This window comes from Pseudomonas marginalis (assembly GCF_001645105.1).
Classification (GTDB): Bacteria; Pseudomonadota; Gammaproteobacteria; order Pseudomonadales; family Pseudomonadaceae; genus Aquipseudomonas; species Aquipseudomonas petroselini.
In genome coordinates this window covers 1-17,366 of the sequence record NZ_LKEG01000057.1, presented here as the reverse complement: position 1 = coordinate 17,366, position 17,366 = coordinate 1, and the positions used below count along the sequence as shown (strand labels likewise).

17 protein-coding genes and 2 pseudogenes are annotated in these 17,366 nt (G+C 58.7%); 9 read left to right on the top strand and 10 right to left on the bottom strand.

The window, feature by feature from the left end; genetic code table 11:
* Positions 1 to 70: 70 nt before the first annotated feature.
* From hmpA to ptaA, 8 genes are all read left to right on the top strand, one after another.
* Positions 71 to 1,252: an NO-inducible flavohemoprotein gene (hmpA, locus tag AO064_RS27165; protein ID WP_064055171.1), complete on the top strand. Its 1,182-nt coding sequence runs from the start codon at positions 71 to 73 to the stop codon at positions 1,250 to 1,252.
* A 239-nt stretch (positions 1,253 to 1,491) separates the two neighbouring features.
* The gene (locus AO064_RS27160) at positions 1,492 to 1,998 is read left to right on the top strand and encodes a disulfide bond formation protein B (protein WP_015885815.1); all 507 of its coding nucleotides are present in this window, start codon (positions 1,492 to 1,494) and stop codon (positions 1,996 to 1,998) included.
* Positions 1,999 to 2,790: 792 nt separating this feature from the next.
* Positions 2,791 to 3,732 carry a ubiquinol oxidase subunit II gene (cyoA, locus tag AO064_RS27155; RefSeq protein ID WP_043205874.1) on the top strand — a complete coding sequence of 314 codons (942 nt, stop codon included), beginning with the start codon at positions 2,791 to 2,793 and terminating at the stop codon, positions 3,730 to 3,732.
* Positions 3,733 to 3,735: 3 nt separating this feature from the next.
* Entirely contained in the window at positions 3,736 to 5,754 is a 2,019-nt protein-coding gene (gene cyoB / locus AO064_RS27150) for a cytochrome o ubiquinol oxidase subunit I (protein ID WP_015885813.1), read from the top strand.
* A gap of 3 nt (positions 5,755 to 5,757) precedes the next feature.
* On the top strand, positions 5,758 to 6,384 hold the full coding sequence (locus AO064_RS27145; protein ID WP_010206435.1) for a cytochrome o ubiquinol oxidase subunit III: 627 nt from the start codon (positions 5,758 to 5,760) through the stop codon (positions 6,382 to 6,384).
* On the top strand, positions 6,384 to 6,725 hold the full coding sequence (cyoD, locus tag AO064_RS27140; protein WP_010206434.1) for a cytochrome o ubiquinol oxidase subunit IV: 342 nt from the start codon (positions 6,384 to 6,386) through the stop codon (positions 6,723 to 6,725). Before AO064_RS27145 ends, cyoD begins: the two co-directional genes overlap by 1 nt.
* Before the next feature lie 11 nt (positions 6,726 to 6,736).
* Positions 6,737 to 7,624: a heme o synthase gene (gene cyoE / locus AO064_RS27135; RefSeq protein WP_015885812.1), complete on the top strand. Its 888-nt coding sequence runs from the start codon at positions 6,737 to 6,739 to the stop codon at positions 7,622 to 7,624.
* A gap of 159 nt (positions 7,625 to 7,783) precedes the next feature.
* On the top strand, positions 7,784 to 8,878 hold the full coding sequence (ptaA, locus tag AO064_RS27130; RefSeq protein ID WP_064055170.1) for a pyoverdine biosynthesis transaminase PtaA: 1,095 nt from the start codon (positions 7,784 to 7,786) through the stop codon (positions 8,876 to 8,878).
* Between the two features lie 50 nt (positions 8,879 to 8,928).
* On the opposite strand, the gene AO064_RS27125 is transcribed toward ptaA, so the two are convergent.
* The 4 genes and pseudogenes from AO064_RS27125 to AO064_RS27115 all read right to left on the bottom strand — a co-directional run.
* On the bottom strand, positions 8,929 to 9,648 hold the full coding sequence (locus tag AO064_RS27125) for a hypothetical protein (RefSeq protein ID WP_064055169.1): 720 nt from the start codon (positions 9,646 to 9,648) through the stop codon (positions 8,929 to 8,931).
* A 15-nt stretch (positions 9,649 to 9,663) separates the two neighbouring features.
* Positions 9,664 to 9,819, bottom strand: a complete 156-nt coding sequence (locus AO064_RS30835; RefSeq protein WP_156521580.1) for a hypothetical protein — start codon at positions 9,817 to 9,819, stop codon at positions 9,664 to 9,666.
* 43 nt (positions 9,820 to 9,862) lie between these two features.
* The gene (locus tag AO064_RS27120; protein WP_064055168.1) at positions 9,863 to 11,116 is read right to left on the bottom strand and encodes a 2-aminoadipate transaminase; all 1,254 of its coding nucleotides are present in this window, start codon (positions 11,114 to 11,116) and stop codon (positions 9,863 to 9,865) included.
* Positions 11,117 to 11,205: 89 nt separating this feature from the next.
* A pseudogene (locus AO064_RS27115) lies at positions 11,206 to 11,508 on the bottom strand (LysR substrate-binding domain-containing protein); the annotation flags it as partial.
* Between the two features lie 171 nt (positions 11,509 to 11,679).
* Here AO064_RS27115 and AO064_RS27110 point away from each other — a divergent pair.
* A complete protein-coding gene (locus AO064_RS27110; protein ID WP_064055166.1) occupies positions 11,680 to 12,708 on the top strand; it encodes an amino acid ABC transporter substrate-binding protein in 1,029 nt (342 codons plus the stop codon).
* 12 nt (positions 12,709 to 12,720) lie between these two features.
* Here the strand turns inward: AO064_RS27110 and AO064_RS27105 are convergent, their stop codons facing one another.
* The 6 genes and pseudogenes from AO064_RS27105 to AO064_RS31415 form a co-directional block, all read right to left on the bottom strand.
* Positions 12,721 to 13,731 (bottom strand): sensor domain-containing diguanylate cyclase, encoded by a 1,011-nt coding sequence (locus tag AO064_RS27105; protein WP_064055165.1) that lies wholly within the window; start codon positions 13,729 to 13,731, stop codon positions 12,721 to 12,723.
* Between the two features lie 191 nt (positions 13,732 to 13,922).
* Positions 13,923 to 14,231 carry a helix-turn-helix domain-containing protein gene (locus AO064_RS27100; protein ID WP_064055164.1) on the bottom strand — a complete coding sequence of 103 codons (309 nt, stop codon included), beginning with the start codon at positions 14,229 to 14,231 and terminating at the stop codon, positions 13,923 to 13,925.
* Between the two features lie 10 nt (positions 14,232 to 14,241).
* Positions 14,242 to 14,583: a type II toxin-antitoxin system RelE/ParE family toxin gene (locus tag AO064_RS27095; protein ID WP_183143926.1), complete on the bottom strand. Its 342-nt coding sequence runs from the start codon at positions 14,581 to 14,583 to the stop codon at positions 14,242 to 14,244.
* Positions 14,584 to 14,775: 192 nt separating this feature from the next.
* Positions 14,776 to 16,665, bottom strand: coding sequence for an alkaline phosphatase D family protein (locus AO064_RS27090; protein WP_064055163.1), 1,890 nt, complete (start codon positions 16,663 to 16,665; stop codon positions 14,776 to 14,778).
* Between the two features lie 111 nt (positions 16,666 to 16,776).
* Positions 16,777 to 16,983: a hypothetical protein gene (locus AO064_RS27085; RefSeq protein WP_064055162.1), complete on the bottom strand. Its 207-nt coding sequence runs from the start codon at positions 16,981 to 16,983 to the stop codon at positions 16,777 to 16,779.
* Between the two features lie 130 nt (positions 16,984 to 17,113).
* A pseudogene (locus tag AO064_RS31415) lies at positions 17,114 to 17,263 on the bottom strand (MlaA family lipoprotein); the annotation flags it as partial.
* Between the last annotated feature and the right edge of the window lie 103 nt (positions 17,264 to 17,366).

Here is a 17,366-nt window from a genome sequence, read left to right as displayed (position 1 = left end):
TATCGGTTTATAAGTTGGCACGAATACTGAGTGCGTCAGGGTAATCAGTGAAGAAGCCCAGGAGGCTCCCATGCTTAGTGCCCAAGACCGTGCCATCGTCAAATCCACCGTGCCGCTGCTGGAAAGCGGTGGCGAAGCGCTGATCACCCATTTCTACCGCATGATGCTCTCTGAGTACCCGGAGGTTCGCCCGCTGTTTAACCAGGCGCACCAGGCGAGCGGCGACCAACCTCGCGCCCTGGCCAACGGCGTGTTGATGTACGCGCGGCATATCGACCAGTTGGACCAGCTTGGCGATTTGGTGGCCAAGATCATCAACAAGCACGTGGCGCTGCAGATCCTGCCGGAGCACTACCCGATCGTCGGTGCCTGCCTGCTGCGCGCCATTTCCGAAGTGCTCGGCAGCGAGATCGCGACCCCCGAGGTGATGAATGCCTGGGGTGCAGCCTACGGCCAATTGGCGGATATCCTGATTGGCGCCGAGGCGGCGATCTATGAAGAGAAAGCCCAGGCCCCCGGCGGCTGGCGCGGTGCGCGGCCGTTCACGCTGGTCAAGCGCGTGGAGGAGAGTGCTGAAATCACCTCCTTCTATTTCGCCCCGGTGGATAACGGCCCGGTCCTCGCCGCCGCGCCTGGCCAGTACATCGGCATGAAGCTGGTGCTGGAGGGTGAAGAAGTACGCCGCAACTATTCGCTGTCGGCCCTTACCGATGCGGGCCAGTACCGCATCAGCGTCAAGCGCGAAGCGGGTGGGCGGGTGTCCAACTACCTGCACGACCAACTGCACGTCGGGGCGACCATCGACCTGTTCCCACCGTCGGGCGAGTTCACCCTGGCGGCCAGCGACAAACCGTTGGTGCTGATCAGCGGCGGGGTAGGCATCACGCCGACCTTGCCGATGCTCGAAGCGGCCTTGGCCACTGAGCGCCCGGTGCACTTTATCCACTGCGCACGTAATGGCGCCGTGCATGCGTTCCGCGACTGGGTGGATGCCCTGGCGGCCCAGCACCCGCAACTCAAGCGTTACTACTGCTACGCCGAAGACGACGGCGTGAGCCCCGCAGCGGACAACGTCGGCCTGCTGAGCCAGGAACAGCTGGCCGCCTGGTTGCCCGAGCAGCGCGACATCGATGCCTACTTCCTCGGCCCTAAAGGCTTCATGGCCGCGATCAAGCGCCACCTCAAAGCCTTGGGTGTCCCCGAAAAACAAAGCCGCTATGAATTCTTCGGCCCAGCGGCGGCCCTGGAATAGGTACACATAACCTGTGGCGAGGGAGCTTGCTCCCGTTGGACCTGGCTGGCGCTCCAGTGCGCAGCGCTCCCATCTTTTTAGGGCCGCTTCGCAGCCCAACGGGAGCAAGCTCCCTCGCCACAGGTCCGCCACAACATTTCTCCAGATTAATCCCCCGTTAACCCCCTCTGTTTAAACACTCCCTGTGTGTAAACTTGCGGCCATACGCCACAACCATAATCAGGCAAAGGGAAACGGAGATGAGTGACGAATTGCGTTTAGGCAGGGAGCGGCGCTTTCTGGTGTTGCTGGGCATCATCTGCCTGGCGCTGATCGGCGGTGCGCTCTACATGCAGGTCGTACTGGGCGAGGCCCCATGCCCGCTGTGCATCCTGCAACGCTACGCCTTGCTGTTGATCGCGATCTTCGCGTTCATCGGCGCAGCCATGCGCACCAAAGGCGCCCTCACGCTGTTTGAAGGCCTGGTGATACTCAGCGCCCTCGGCGGGGTGGCCGCCGCCGGCCATCATGTGTACACCCAGTTCTTCCCTCAGGTGAGCTGCGGCATCGATGTGCTGCAACCGATTGTCGATGACCTGCCCCTGGCCAAGGTGTTTCCCCTGGGCTTCCAGGTCGACGGCTTCTGCAGTACCCCTTATCCACCCGTACTCGGCCTGTCCCTGGCGCAGTGGGCATTGGTCGCCTTCGTGCTGACGGTGATCCTGGTACCGCTGGGCATCTACCGGAATCGCCAGCACACAGCCTGAGCCCATCACCCAAACGCCCCGGTCTTTCTTAGCGGAAGGCCGGGGCGTTTTTGCGTGTGGGGATTTGTGAACAGAACGTGACGCCGGACAATTTCAGGTGCGCGCAGCGTGCGACATGTTGTCACACGGAAGCGTCCGCAGGACGTTTCTGACCGGCCAAACGGCTGCTTAAATTTGCATCAAGCGGCCAAGATGTGCTGTCAGTTTGTGGTTGCGCCAATGCCACGCACCTCACGCCGAACCAGCGATTCGGTGATGTCCGAATGCCTTGTTTTATGGGGGGTTGCATCGGTTTGGCATGCCCTTACGCGCTGTAAGGGCTGTGGTGGATTGCCCTATAACACGGCAATTTTTGTGGTTTTTGTTGAGAATTGAACGCGATAAGATCGCGAACCGTTGCAATAATGGTGAAGGATTATTGCTGTAATCGATAAAAATTATTTCTTTATAAGACATGGTTTATACATCGCTAGCTAACTACAATCGCCCGCACTGAATGTCCTGTGCTGTTCAATATTTGAGCACTGGAGCGGTCGAGGGGCAGATGGATGGCTCTGTGCGACCCCAAGGTTCCGGCAGCCTTTCAACTATCCGCACCAAATGGAATTGGTCTGTAACAAGGCCTTTAACCACGAAATCGAATAAGAACTCACCGCAGGTCCGTGAAACGTACAGTTATGGCGTGACGGGCAGGCTCTTATTCAATCGAAGAGAAATGCCAACCCTTGGCAGGGTGAAGTGTTGGCGATCAAAACCCAACTGCATTGCGCAAGCTGCTTTAGAGGTCGTGAGATGAGTAAAAACAGGTACCCCCGATTACTAGGCTTTTTGCCGCTGCTGGGCATGATGTTAATGCTGGGAGGCTGCAAGTGGACCTTGATGGACCCAAAAGGACAGATCGGTCTGGATCAACGAAACCTGATCATCACCGCCACCCTGCTGATGCTGTTGGTCGTGGTGCCTGTGATCATCATGACCTTCGCCTTCGCCTGGAAATACCGCGCGTCGAACACCAACGCGACCTACGCGCCGAAGTGGTCGCACTCCACCAAGATCGAAATCGCGGTGTGGCTGGTTCCGATCCTCATCATCATCGCCCTGGGTTACATCACCTATAAGTCGACCCACGAGCTGGACCCGTACCGTCCGCTGGAGTCCGACGTCAAGCCGATCAACATCGAAGTGGTCGCGCTGGACTGGAAGTGGCTGTTCATCTACCCGGACCTGGGTATCGCCACCGTTAACCAGATCCGCTTCCCGGAAAACACCCCGCTTAATTTCCGGATCACCTCCGACGCCGTGATGAACTCGTTCTTCATCCCTGCCTTGGGCGGTCAGATCTACGCGATGGCAGGCATGCAGACCCGACTGCACCTGATCGCCAACGAAAAAGCTGAAATGGAAGGCATCTCCGCGAACTACAGCGGCGCTGGCTTCACCGGCATGAAATTCAAAGCCATCTCGACGAGCCAGGAAGATTTCAACGCCTGGGTAGCCGAAGTCAAGGCCGCACCTAAACAGCTTGATCAAGCTGAATACGACGCCCTGACCAAACCAAGCCAGAACAACCCAGTCGCCCTGTACTCCACGTATGAGCCGAACCTGTTTCAGAAAATCGTCGACAAGTACGAAGGCATGAAACCAGGCAAGCCGGTCAAGCACGAGAAGAAAGAAGTGGCCGCGGTTGAAGGTTCTGACACGGGCTCGCATTCAACTGCTGGGGCAGAGGAGTAAACGATGTTTGGTAAATTAAGTTGGGATGCGGTCCCGTTCCACGAGCCGATTGTGATGATTACCATCGCCATGATCGCGCTGGGTGGTCTGGCACTGTTTGCAGCAATCACTTATTTCAAGAAGTGGACCTACCTGTGGACCGAGTGGTTGACGTCGGTCGACCACAAGAAAATCGGTGTCATGTACGTCATCGTGGCCATGGTCATGCTGCTGCGTGGTTTTGCCGACGCCATCATGATGCGTACCCAGTTGGCCATGGCCACCGAGGGTTCGCCTGGCTACCTGCCACCTGAACACTATGACCAGATCTTCACCGCCCACGGTGTGATCATGATCATCTTCATGGCGATGCCATTCTTCACCGGCCTGATGAACCTTGCCTTGCCGCTGCAGATTGGCGCCCGTGACGTTGCCTACCCGTTCCTGAACTCCCTGAGCTTCTGGCTGCTGGTTTCCGGCGTTGTGCTGATCAACGTGTCCCTTGGTGTCGGCGAATTCGCCAAGACCGGTTGGGTTGCGTATCCACCATTGTCGGGCCTGCAATACAGCCCTGGCGTGGGTGTGGACTACTACATCTGGGCGCTACAGTTATCAGGACTCGGGACGACACTGACGGGGGTCAACTTCCTGGCCACCGTCCTGAAAATGCGCGCCCCTGGCATGAAACTGATGGACATGCCGATCTTCACCTGGACCTGCACCTGGGCCAACGTCCTGATCGTGGCTTCGTTCCCGATCCTGGCCGCTACCATGGCGCTGCTGTCGCTTGACCGTTACCTGGATTTCCACATTTTCACCAACGAACTTGGTGGCAATCCAATGATGTACGTGAACCTGTTCTGGGCATGGGGTCACCCTGAGGTGTACATCCTGATCCTGCCAGCGTTCGGTATCTTCTCCGAAGTGATCTCGACCTTTACCGGCAAGCGCCTGTTCGGTCACCACTCGATGGTTTACGCATCGGGCGCAATCTCCGTACTGGGCTTCATGGTGTGGCTGCACCACTTCTTCACCATGGGTTCGGGGGCCAGCGTCAACGCCTTCTTCGGCCTGGCGACGATGCTGATTTCCATCCCGACGGGGGTGAAGCTATTCAACTGGCTGTTCACCATCTACCACGGCCGTCTGCGCATGACCAGCCAGGTCCTGTGGACCCTGGGCTTCATGGTGACCTTCGCCATTGGCGGCATGACCGGCGTACTGCTGGCCATCCCGGGTGCTGACTTCGTCCTGCACAACAGCCTGTTCGTGATCGCTCACTTCCACAACGTGATCATCGGTGGTGCGGTATTCGGTTACATCGCTGGTTTCAGCTTCTACTTCCCGAAAGCGTTCGGCTTCAAGCTGCACGAAGGCTGGGGCAAGGCTGCATTCTGGTTCTGGATCTCGGGCTTCTTCGTCGCGTTCATGCCGCTCTATGCACTGGGCTTCATGGGCATGACCCGTCGTCTGAACGCCACCACCAACCCTGAGTGGGTGCCGTACCTGTACGTCGCCATGTTCGGTGCAATCATGATCGCTGTGGGTATCGCCTGCCAGTTGATCCAGCTGTACGTGAGCATCCGTGACCGTAAGCAGAACGCTTGCGACTCCGGCGACCCATGGAATGGCCACACCCTGGAATGGTCGACCTCGTCGCCACCACCGTTCTACAACTTCGCCGTGATCCCGACTGCGAACACCATTGATGCGTTCACCGAAGCCAAGGAAGACGGTACTGCGTACCAGCGTCCTAAGCACTACGAACCGATCCACATGCCAAACAACACCGCCACTGGCGTGGTGATGGGTGCGCTGTTGACCGTGTTCGGTTTCGCGATGATCTGGCACATCTGGTGGCTGGCGATCGTGGGCCTGGTGGGCACCATCGGTTACTTCATCGTCCACGCTGCACGTGATGATCAAGGCTACATGGTGCCGGTCGAAACGATCGAACGCATCGAAGCCGAGCAACACGCTCGCCTGGTCGCCGAGAAGAAAATCCCGGCCAACCGTGTAGAAACCTCGTTGGAACAGGCTTAAACCATGTCGAACTTAGTGACCAATGCTGGACACGCCCATGTCGATGACCATGGGCACGATGACCATCACCACGACTCGGGGCCGATGACCGTTTTCGGTTTCTGGCTCTACCTGATGACCGACTGCATCTTGTTTGCGTCGATCTTCGCGGTGTACGCGGTACTGGTAAACAACGTAGCGGGTGGCCCGTCGGGCCACGACATCTTCGAACTGCCTTACGTGCTCGGCGAAACTGCCTTGCTGTTGTTCAGTTCGATCACCTACGGCTTCGCCATGTTGGCCTTCTACAAGGGCAACAAAAAAGGCGTACTGAGCTGGTTGGCACTGACCTTCCTGTTCGGCCTGGGCTTCATCGGCATGGAGATCAACGAGTTCCACCTGCTGATCTCCGAAGGCTACGGCCCGCACCGTTCCGGTTTCCTGTCGGCGTTCTTCACGCTGGTCGGCACCCACGGTCTGCACGTAACGGCCGGCCTGCTGTGGATGGCGGTGATGATGTATCAGGTCAATAAACACGGCCTGACCAACACCAACAAGACTCGCCTGAGCTGCCTGAGCCTGTTCTGGCACTTCCTGGACGTGGTCTGGATCTGCGTCTTCACCGTTGTTTACCTGATGGGGACTCTGTAATGGCTAATGCACACTCCCATGACCATGACAGCCATGATGCGAGCCACGGCAGCGTTAAGTCTTACGCTATCGGCTTCATCCTGTCGGTAATCCTGACGCTCATCCCGTTCGGTCTGGTGATGTACCCGACCCTGCCGAAGTCGATCACCTTGATGATCGTACTGGCGTTCGCGGTGATTCAGGTGCTGGTTCACCTGGTGTACTTCCTGCACTTGGACCGCTCTAAAGAGCAGCGCGATAACGTGATTGCGTTCGTGTTCGCAGGCTTAGTAATCCTGCTGCTGGTTGGCCTGTCGATATGGATCATGTTCAGCATCCATACGTTCATGATGGCGAAGTGAGGTAAGACCCGATGTCGCTTAAGCACTTTATCCAAATCACCAAACCGGGGATCATTTTCGGTAACGTGCTTTCTGTGGCGGGCGGTTTCTTCCTGGCCTCCCAGGGACATGTCGATCTGGCCATCTTCCTGGCTGCGATGATCGGTACGTCCCTGGTGGTAGCTTCCGGTTGTGTATTCAACAACTGCATCGACCGCGACATCGACATCAAGATGGAGCGCACCAAGAATCGCGTGCTGGTCCAGGGACTGATCTCCCTGAAGCTGGCACTGATCTTCGCGACCGTCCTGGGTGTTGCCGGCGTGGTGTTGTTGTACAAGGTGGCCAATCCGTTGGCGGCGTTGTTTGCCGTGATCGGCTTTGTCATCTACGTCGGCCTCTACAGCCTGTACCTCAAGCGCAAGTCGGTTCACGGCACGCTGGTGGGCAGTCTGTCGGGGGCGATGCCGCCGGTGATTGGTTATGTGGCTGTGACCAATAGCTTCGACATGGCTGCGCTGGTGCTGCTGGTGATGTTCAGCCTGTGGCAGATGCCGCATTCCTACGCCATCGCGATCTTCCGTTTCAACGACTACCTGGCTGCGTCGATTCCGGTATTGCCGGTCAAGCGTGGCATCCAGGTCGCCAAGAAACACATCCTGCTGTACATCCTGGCCTTCCTCGTGGCGACCTTGATGTTGACCTTCAGTGGCTACGCCGGCATGAGCTACCTCGCCGTCGCGGCGGCCATGGGCATGTACTGGTTGTACATGGCCTGGACCGGCTACAAGGCGGTGGACGACACCGTCTGGGCCCGCAAGCTGTTCGTGTTCTCGATCTTCACCATCACCGCGCTCAGCGTGATGATGTCCCTGGATTTCCAAGTGCCGAAAGAGCTGTTGCTGACCTACGCTCACTGAGTGGTCTGGCAGTGAAAAAGCCCCGCCTTCGAGAGAAGCGCGGGGCTTTTTCTTGGGCGCGGGTTTAAATCTGCGCAGGTTTATCTCGTCATACCCCTCTGTACGAGTTGTGCGAATCCATCACCCGTCTACAAGGACGTCTTTACAAGGAGTAGCCCTATGGTCACCGTCAGTCGCCGGTCTCTTCTCGCCCTGGGCGCAGCCCTGCCACTGCTGGGGCGCTTGGATTGGGCCGTTGCCAGCCCACCGCCGACCAAGACTGATAAGGTGCTGCTCAACTACAACGAAAGCCCCTACGGGCCCTCACGCGCCGCCCGTGACGCAATGCAGCATGGGATCGCCACGTCCGGGCGTTATCCCTACAAACACATGTACGCCCTGGCCGGGTTGTTTGCCCAGCAGCAAGGCATTGCCGAGGAGCAAGTGGCCGTTTTCGCAGGCTCGATGGCCGCGTTGCGTTATGCCGTGCTGGCATTCACCAGCGAAACCCGCGGCCTGGTAATGCCCACGCCGTCTTACGAAGTGCCGCGCCAGGCCGCCGAGTCGAGCAGGGCGCCGGTGAAGGAGGTCAGCCTGAACGCCGACCACGCCCACGACATCCCGGCCATGCTCGCCGCCGATCCACAGGCCGGCATGCTCTACCTGTGCAACCCCAACAACCCCACGGGCACCGTGACTCCCATCGACGCCATCCGCCAAGCCTTGGCGGATAAACCCAAAGGCAGCGTGCTGGTGGTGGACGAGGCCTATATCGACTTCGCCGACGTGCCCAGCGTCGTCAGTTGGGTCAAGGACCACGACGACCTGCTGGTGCTGCGCACCTTCTCGAAAATCTACGGCATGGCCGGCGCTCGCTTGGGCTTGGCGATCGGCCACCCGGCGCTGTTGGAGCGGCTGGCCGTGTTTGGCGGCGACAACGTCCCGGCGGGCTGTACCCTGCTTGGCGGCCTCGCCAGCCTTGAAGATGTGAAACTGCTGCCGCAACGCAAGGCGCTCAATAACCAACTGCGCGACGAGACGGTCGCCTGGCTGAAAGGGCGTGGGTTCACCTGCACGGCCTCCCAGGCGAACTGTTTCATGATCGACGTGAAACAACCGGCGGCGCAGGTGATCGAGAAACTGGCCGCGCAAGGCGTGCTGATCGGGCGGGTGTGGAAAGACTGGCCGCAGTGGGTGCGGGTGACAGTAGGGAACAAGCGGGAGATGGAGCGGTTTCGCGAAGTGTTTGCGGCGCAGATCGAACCGATCAACTGACACAATTCAAGCTGTGGGAGGAGGCTCCCACAGTTACTCCATAGTGTCAGTTACTGCTGCGCGATGCTGTACCCCTCAAACGCCGTCTGCTGCTGCAACGCAGTGATCACGCTCTTGCGGCTCAACGGCTGCTCGGCGCCGGCGTTATCCACAAAGCTCTCCACCTCCAGCTCCGCTTCATCGCCTTCACCCACAAAGCTGAAGCCCAAAAACTCGAACGCCTCACGGTCAACGTTCAGCTTCGAGCGCGGCGTGCGCAGCGGCAGGGTGACGCTGATGCCATCCTTGCTGATCACAAACACCTCGGCTTCTTTCTTGGGCCGTGACGCCTTGCTCTTGCCGGCGCTCGGGTTGCTGATGGCCTGGTGGCTCTGGTTCAGCACCTTCAACGCCAAACCGTAGACCAACTCCTGAAACTCGGGGTCGTCCTTGAAGCTGGACAGGATGCGACTGATGGAAAACTGGCTGCTCAGGTTTTCCAGGGCGGCGTTGTCCGCGGCTTCTGCATCCTTGAGTTGCTTGAGCTGGCCCATCAGGTCATAGGCCTTGTCGTCGTCGAAGGCGTCGTGGGCCTGGCGGATCGCCACGCGCAGCTCGCGGATCTGGTCGCTTTCCTTGGAGGTGTGGAAAGCGTCCAGCACCATCTCGCTGATGATCTTGGCGGCCGGCACATGCTGTGAAAGATTGATGGCGTTTTCGTACTCGGCTTTGGACTGCAAGGCGATTACGGATTCTTCGGGGGCGGATTTTTCGGTGTAAGAATCGGACATTGAAATTTCACTACTTCAGTAAACGAGGACAAAAAAGCGTCGCGCATTTTCAGCGCGCAGGGGGATCAGGTCAAGGCAGCACAATGCCCTCAACTGGCGGGCGACGGCATCGCCTGCCACACCGCCAAGCAACCCAAGGCGATGGCCGGCGGTTTGCCGATCGGCGTTCATGAGACATTCCTGTCGGGCAGGGCGGCAAACCCGTCGATAAGCGTTATGAGTCCAACTGCTTGAAGCAGGCCTCGAGGATATCCAGGCCTTCCTCCAGCACTGCCGGCTCGATGGTCAGCGGTGCCAGCAAACGGATGATGTGCCGCGCCTTGCCGCTGGGCATCAGCAGCAACCCGGCGTCCCGCGCCAGGCTCAATAATTGAGCCAGCTGTTTTGGCGCTGGGGTGCCATCGGCGTTGGCCAGCTCGATACCGCGCATGGCGCCGACGCCGGTGAGCCGGCCGAGGTAGGGTGTCAGGCCCTGTGCGCGCCAGGTTTCATAACGGCGGACGATGGCCTCTTCCTGTTGCGAGCCCCAGGTTTTCAAATGCTCATCGGTCATTGCATCCAGCGTGGCCAAGGCCGCCGCACAGGCGATGGGGTTGCCGGAATAGGTTCCGCCCAGGCCGCCTTTGGGCAGGTTGTCCATCAGCGCCTTGCGTCCGACGACTGCGCCCAGCGGCACACCGCCCGCGATGCTTTTACCCAACAGGATCAAGTCCGGTTCGATACCCAGGCGCGAGAACGCGAAACGTTGGCCGGTACGACCAAAACCCGACTGGATTTCATCGGCAATCAGCAGGATGTCGTGCGCATCGCAAAAGCGCCGCAGGGCCTGGGCGAACGCGATGTCCAGCGCAAGGAAACCCCCTTCGCCCTGCACCGGCTCGATAATGAAACACGCTACGTCGTTGACGTCGATTTCCACGCTGAACAAACGGTCCATGGCCTTCAGCGCTTCGGCGCAGGTCACGCCGTTGTCGGCGCTGGGGTAGGGCAGGTGATACACCGGGCCCGGCAGTACACCGACCTTTTGTTTGTAGGGCGCCACCTTGCCGTTGAGGTTGAGCGTGGCCAGGGTGCGGCCATGGAAGGCGCCGTCAAAAGCGATCACCGCCGTACGGCCGGTGGCGCCGCGCACAATTTTCAGCGCGTTTTCCGCCGCTTCCGCGCCGCTGTTGGTGAGCATGCCGCTGACCGCGTAGTCCACCGGGATGAACGCCGTCAGGCGATCCATCAGCTCGAGGTAGGGCGTGTGAGGCGCGGCGTTGAACGCGTAATGGGTCAGCCGGGTCGCCTGTTCACGAATTGCCTCGACCACGCCAGGGTGACAATGGCCGAGGTTGAGCACGCCGATACCGCCGACAAAATCGATATAGCGTTTGCCCGAAGTGTCCCAGACCTCGGCGTTTTTACCGTGGCTGAGGCTGATGGGGTGAACGATGGAAATCGACTGGCTGATGGTTTCGCGGCTCATGAATCGGGGACTCGGCTGTGACGGGTTTGTTTTTATCTAAGCCGGGTGCCCGCCCTTGTCGCAAACGAAATAAAATCGCCGGGTCATTATTAAAAGTCGGGATGTGCTCGGGTGTATTCCACCATCCAGTTCAGGAAAGCGTTCACCTTGGGAATCTCACCGGCATGTTCGGCATGCGCAATAAAGTGCGCGCCGAAAGCATCGCTGCGCTCGGCGACAAAACCCGGTGCACACACCGGCACCACCGCCTCACGGAACAGCTCGATGCAAGTCGCCCCCGGCCATGAGCCCTGGCCGAAGAAAAACGCGATATCGGCCTTGGCCTGCAACACGTCAAAAGGCTCCAGCTCGTTGCGCACATCCAAGTGAATGTTCGGATGTTTCGCCGCAAAACGAAGGGGTCAAGCGTTTTGAAATCATGCAGTTCATTCCAAATCGGAAGGAGCCTTTGCCTAAAGGTCGTTTGTGGCAGCGGTATAAGCCGTTGATACTGCCCGGCAGCACTATAAACCGGCGCGGGCTGTGGGGCGCCGAATAATAAGGAATGACAGGGAGAGCCTTGCATGAACCCATTCAAAACGACGTTGGCCGCGATCGGTGCCACCGCCGCCCTTAGCCTGGCGAGCACCGCTCAGGCAGGCGTGACCTTGGACGCCATCCAGAAAAAAGGCTTCATCCAATGCGGCGTCAGTGACGGGCTGCCGGGCTTCGGCGTACCGGACAGCAATGGCAAGATGACCGGCATCGATGTGGACGTGTGCCACGCGGTGGCGGCGGCGGTCTTCGGCGATGCATCGAAAGTGAAGTTTACCCAGTTGACCGCCAAGGAGCGCTTCACTGCGCTGCAGTCCGGTGAGATCGACGTGATCTCACGCAACACCACATGGACCAGCTCCCGTGACTCGGGCATGGGCCTGGTGTTTACCGGTGTGACTTACTACGACGGCATCGGCTTTCTGGTGAACAACAAGTTGGGCGTCACCGGTGCCAAGCAATTGGACGGCGCGACGGTGTGCATCCAGGCGGGTACCACCACCGAACTCAATGTCTCCGATTACTTCCGTACCAATGGCATGAAGTACACGCCGATCACCTTCGACACGGCCGACGAAAGCGCCAAGGGCCTGGAGGCCGGGCGGTGTGACGTGCTGACCACCGACCAGTCGGGCCTGTACGCCCAGCGCATCAAGATGGCCCACCCTGACGAGTTCGTGGTGCTGCCGGAAGTGATCTCCAAGGAGCCGTTGGGGCCGCTGGTGCGTAAAGGCGATGACGAGTGGTTCAGCATCGTCAAGTGGACCCTGTTCGCCATGCTCAATGCCGAGGAAATGGGCATCACCTCGCAGAACGTCGAAGAGCAGGCCAAGACCACCAAGAACCCTGACATTGCACGCTTGCTGGGTGCCGACGGCGAATACGGCAAAGACCTGAAACTGCGCAAGGACTGGGTGGTGCAGATCGTCAAGCAAGTGGGCAACTACGGCGAAGTGTTCGAGCGCAATATCGGCCAGGGCAGCGTGCTGAAGATCAAGCGCGGGCTCAATGCGCTGTGGAACAACGGCGGCATCCAGTACGCGCCGCCGGTTCGATAGCCTTGCGGGGTGTTACACCGACACCCCGTCCTTTCCCGCAGCCTTTGCGCGATACAGCGCCTGGTCGGCGCGCATCATCAGGGCGGCGGGGGCTTCATGCGTTTTTCGCTGGGCCACGCCCAGGCTCAGGGTGACCTTGAAGTCACCACTCGGGATGTTCTTCAACGTTTGCCGAATGCGCTCTGCCAATGCTGTTGCAACCTCCAGCGAGGTCTTTGGCAGGACCAGCACAAACTCATCGCCACCCCAGCGGGCCAGTAGGTCATCGGGGCGAATAGCGTGTTCCAGGCATTCCACCACCCGTACCAGCGTCTGGTCGCCCACGCCATGACCGTAACGGTCATTGATCGGCTTGAAATCATCGATATCCATCGCAATCAGTGAAAGCGGCAGGCGAAAGCGCTGGGCACGGTCACATTCTTCCAGCAGCATTTTTTCCAGGCGATAGCGGTTGGCGACCAGGGTCAGTGCATCCCGCTCGGCCATTGAGCGGTTCTCGTCCAACTGAAGTTGCAACTGCTGATTGACCCGCGACAGCTCGTGCGTGCGTTCTGCCACCAGCGCTTCGAGGGATTGATTGCGTCGTTCCAACTGTTCGACGGAACATTTTCTGAGATGAATGTCGCGGTGGGCGCCCACCATGCGCGCCACGGAGCCGTCAGCATTACGGGCAATCACGTAGCCTCGATCTTCGATCCACAGGTAGCTGCCATCTTTTTTGCGGCAACGGTACTCGGCTTGATAGTGGGGCGCCCGACGGTGAATGTAATCGTCAAACAGCTTCATCACCTGAGGATAGTCCTCCGGGTGAATCACGTTTTCCCAAGTGAACACGCTGTTCTCCAGCGCATGGCGGGGATAGCCGAGCATTTCGTACCACCCTGGGTTGCGATAGACGAACCCGGTATTGGCGTTCCAATCCCAGATCCCATCGCTGACCAACTCCAGGACGGTGTGCAGCATGTCGGCGTTGAAGTGAGAGAAATCTTGCCTCAACGGAGTGTTGTCGGAGGTATCGTCCATCTGCGCATTCCTTGCGTGGGCAGGCGTCAAGGCCTGCCATTGTTGACGCCGATACTCCGTGGCTGGCGCTACTGTACAACGGGGCTTGGATGCTTTGAATAGGGCAGATGTACGGCTAAAGGTTGATGGCTTTTGGCTATTGCTGCATTTTTGTAGATGTGTTTCCCGATATCCAAGGGTCACGCAGTGTTTCAGTTTATCGAGAGCCTTGCGTCTGAATCAGGTACAAGCCGAACTTCTACCCGTTGGCCCAGTGCCCGTGCTGCACTTGCCAGAGTGGCCAATGTCATGCCTGCATCGTTCTGATCGAGTGCGCGATCTACGGCGGTGCGGCTGGTATGCATACGTTCAGCCAGCGCTTTTTTGCTGATTTTCTGCGCCTTCATCGCTTCAGCCAACTGCCAGGCGATAACACGTTTCAACGCTCCGGCGGATACTTCCTCAATGAGCCCGTTGTCGTTGAGAAAATCGTCGAAGTTGGAGCCGATATGTTTGTTCATGTGGTTTTCCTCATAGCTTGTTTTTACGACGCCGCGCGGTATCCAGCTCTACCACAGGCGTTTTCTGGCTCTTTTTAATGAAGCCGTGCAGCAGCACGATCTCACCGTCAACCAGCGTAAAAATCACCCGTGCGATATGCCCCCCAAGATCGGTTCTGACCTCCCAAAGCCGGTGCTCCAGCTTTCGAACCAGAGGCATTCCCTGCGGCCATCCGATCTGGACGGATTTGATGTCGATACCTATGAGTTTTCTGGCTTCCCTAGGTAGCTCCATTAACCATTCGCGTACCGGCTCGTTACCCGCATCGGTTCGATAGAAAACAACGTTCAGCACGAAATGTAGGTCGTTCACTGGAGAGTGTACCAAAAAAGGTTCATTTGACCATCGGCGATTGATAAGGCTTATCGCGAGGAGAGGTCAGAGCCTGGCACTTTTTTTGAATGAAGACGGGGTTGAATTTTTTCAAATAAATTCAACTAAAACAGATGCTTGTGAAATTTCCACAAGCTTGGTGTGAACGTGCTTTCATATCTGTGGGAAGGGTTACTTCGGCGCCACCATCCTCGTCGGCCCCTTGCCATCCGCGTTGTGCTGGTAAATCGCTTCAGGCTGGCCTTGTAGGTTGAAAAACACCTGGCCAATCCCTGCCGAATTCCATAATCGTTCGCCCGCTTCGGCATGTTCCGGAATATGCGGCACCACCTGCATGGTGCGTCGGCGGGTGAACCAGTTGAGGGGCGAGCGCGGCGAGTAGAGCCAGCGGTTGAGGCGGTCGAACCATTCCAGCAAGCGTGGAGGGAATTCGTTCTTGATGCCGCTGCTGGTGATCTGCCAGATCCGGGGGCCGGCGTTGCGATGACGGATCAGCACTTCGTAGACGAACGAGTAATGCACGTCACCTGACAGGATCACGTAGTTACCCGGCGTTCGCGAGTGGCGGAATATATTGAGGATCACCTGGGCTGCGCCGCGATGGGCCATCCAGTTCTCTGCGTCCACCAGCAAGGGGTGGCCGCACCAGCTGAAGATTTTCTGCACCGTCTCGATCAACTTGACGCCAAAGATCGGCGCGGGCGAGACGATGATGGCTGAAGGGTGGTCGAGCAGTTCCTGTTGCAGTTCGCTCAAGGCTTCCCAGTCGAGCAGGCCGGAAGGTTGCTTGAAGGTGAACTCGCTGCGCCAGCGGCGGGTGCGAGTGTCGAGCACCACCAGCGCAGGGGTGGTGGGCAGTACGTAGTGCCAGTGCTGGAACGTGAGCAGCGCTTCGAGCAATTCATTCTGCGCGGCGGCATCCAGGTGGTTGGCCTGGGGCTGGTGGGTGAGCGCCTGGCTTTGCTTTATCAGCCCGTCAAACACATCCGGCTGGTTGCCCCAACCCTGGCACAGCAGATAGGCCAGCAGGGCGTTGCCGATGATGCGTTTGGAGAACGGGTGACCGTAGGCGGTTTCTTCCCACTGTGCGCTGAGGTTCCAGTCGTCGGTGATGTCGTGATCGTCAAAGATCATCAAGGTGGACAGGTGGGCGAAGACCCGCGCTACGCCCGGCAGGCCGTCGCGGAATGTATCGACCTGCACCTGTTCGCGGGCATAGCGCTGCTGTTCTTCTGTGTTCAGTTGCGGCGTTTGCGGTGCGATCAACGTCCAGGGCGTGGGCGACCACACCAGCAAGTACATCGCGATGACTTCAGCGAAGGTCACCAGGTGATTGTCGGCGGTGCTGCTGGTGAAGATCGGTTTTTTCACGCCACCAAAAAACCGCTCGCGCAGGGTTTCGTTGCTGTCCAGTGCGGGCAGCAAGTCGGCGCGATGGTAATAACTGGCGCGATGCCCATAGAGGCTGGCGCTGTCATCCACCACGGCGCCCTCCAGGTATTCGTCGAAGAGGCCCAAGCGCGTGATCAACGCATGTATCGCCCGTAGCATCGGGCCGGCGACATCGTCGGCGTAGACTTGGTCGCCACTCATCATCAGCAGGGCTGGGCGGTCGGCCGGGGTACGGGCGTCGGCCAGCAGGCGGTCGACGCACAGCAGGCCTTCGTCGGCGCTGTGATGGGGTTTGCGGCAGGAGCCGTGCACCAACTGATGGATACGGCTGTGCAAAACGAAACTGGGCAGTTGGGCGTCGGCGTACAGCAGGTGCGGTGCCCAGTCGGCGATGCCGGTGTTGTCGAACAACAGGTCGTAGCTGATGACCACGTCGAGGGGCAGGGCATCGCTCAACGGCACATCGATCAGGTGGATAAAGGCATGGCGCCCCACGGGGATGACCTGGCACTGGTCGAGGCGTATCTCCACCGTCTGCGCGGGCAGGTGCAGCTTCAGCGTCAACGCCAGTGCTCGACTTCCCACCAGCCACATAACCAGGCGCCGAGGTTCGAGGCGTCGCAGCAGTGGGCCGGCCAGTACGGCGGGCAGTGTATCGGTGTGCGGCATGCAGTTATGGATTCCAGACTGGATAGAACCGGCAAGATTAATCCAGTGAATGTCATGGTTTTGTTAAGGGCGAGTACGAAGGGCCGTGCACTGCCCTTCGTATAAGGCGGTTTAAAGGATGTTGCCCTGACCCAGGCTGTCTAGCCCGCCGCCGTTCTTGCGGGGTCGGTCGTTGGCTGCCGTGTGGGTGGAGTCGGCAGTGTGCGGTTGCGTGTGCATTGCATCAGTGCTGCGCTTCTTGCGCTGGGGCTCTGCATCATCCTGCTGCAGGGGAGTGTATTGAATATTGCCCAGTGAGTGGTTGATAGCGCTAAGCATGGATGTTTCCTTCTATTGAGCAGAGGGTTACTTCGCCTGTCGGAGCGAAGTGAGGCCAAACTTATAGAGGCCAAAGCGTGCCGGCTATAAGCACGCTGCTGCAAGATATGACAGCCCTGCGGGGTTCGAATCAGAAGTCATCCGCGCGGCCCTTCGCGCAGCCGTCCAGCCCGGGAGAGGTCGCGCCTTCTTTACCCTCCTGCACAAAGGCCAGCCGATTTTCCGCCACCACATTGCGTAACGCGCTGTAGTAATCCGGTAGCTTTTGCAGGCTGTCGGATTACGGGCACACCGAGCGTGGGGGCATGTACGGGACAACCACATGGGTTACAAAAAAGTACCTTTACATAGGTAACACTTTTATCGACACGTACCCGTTCTTT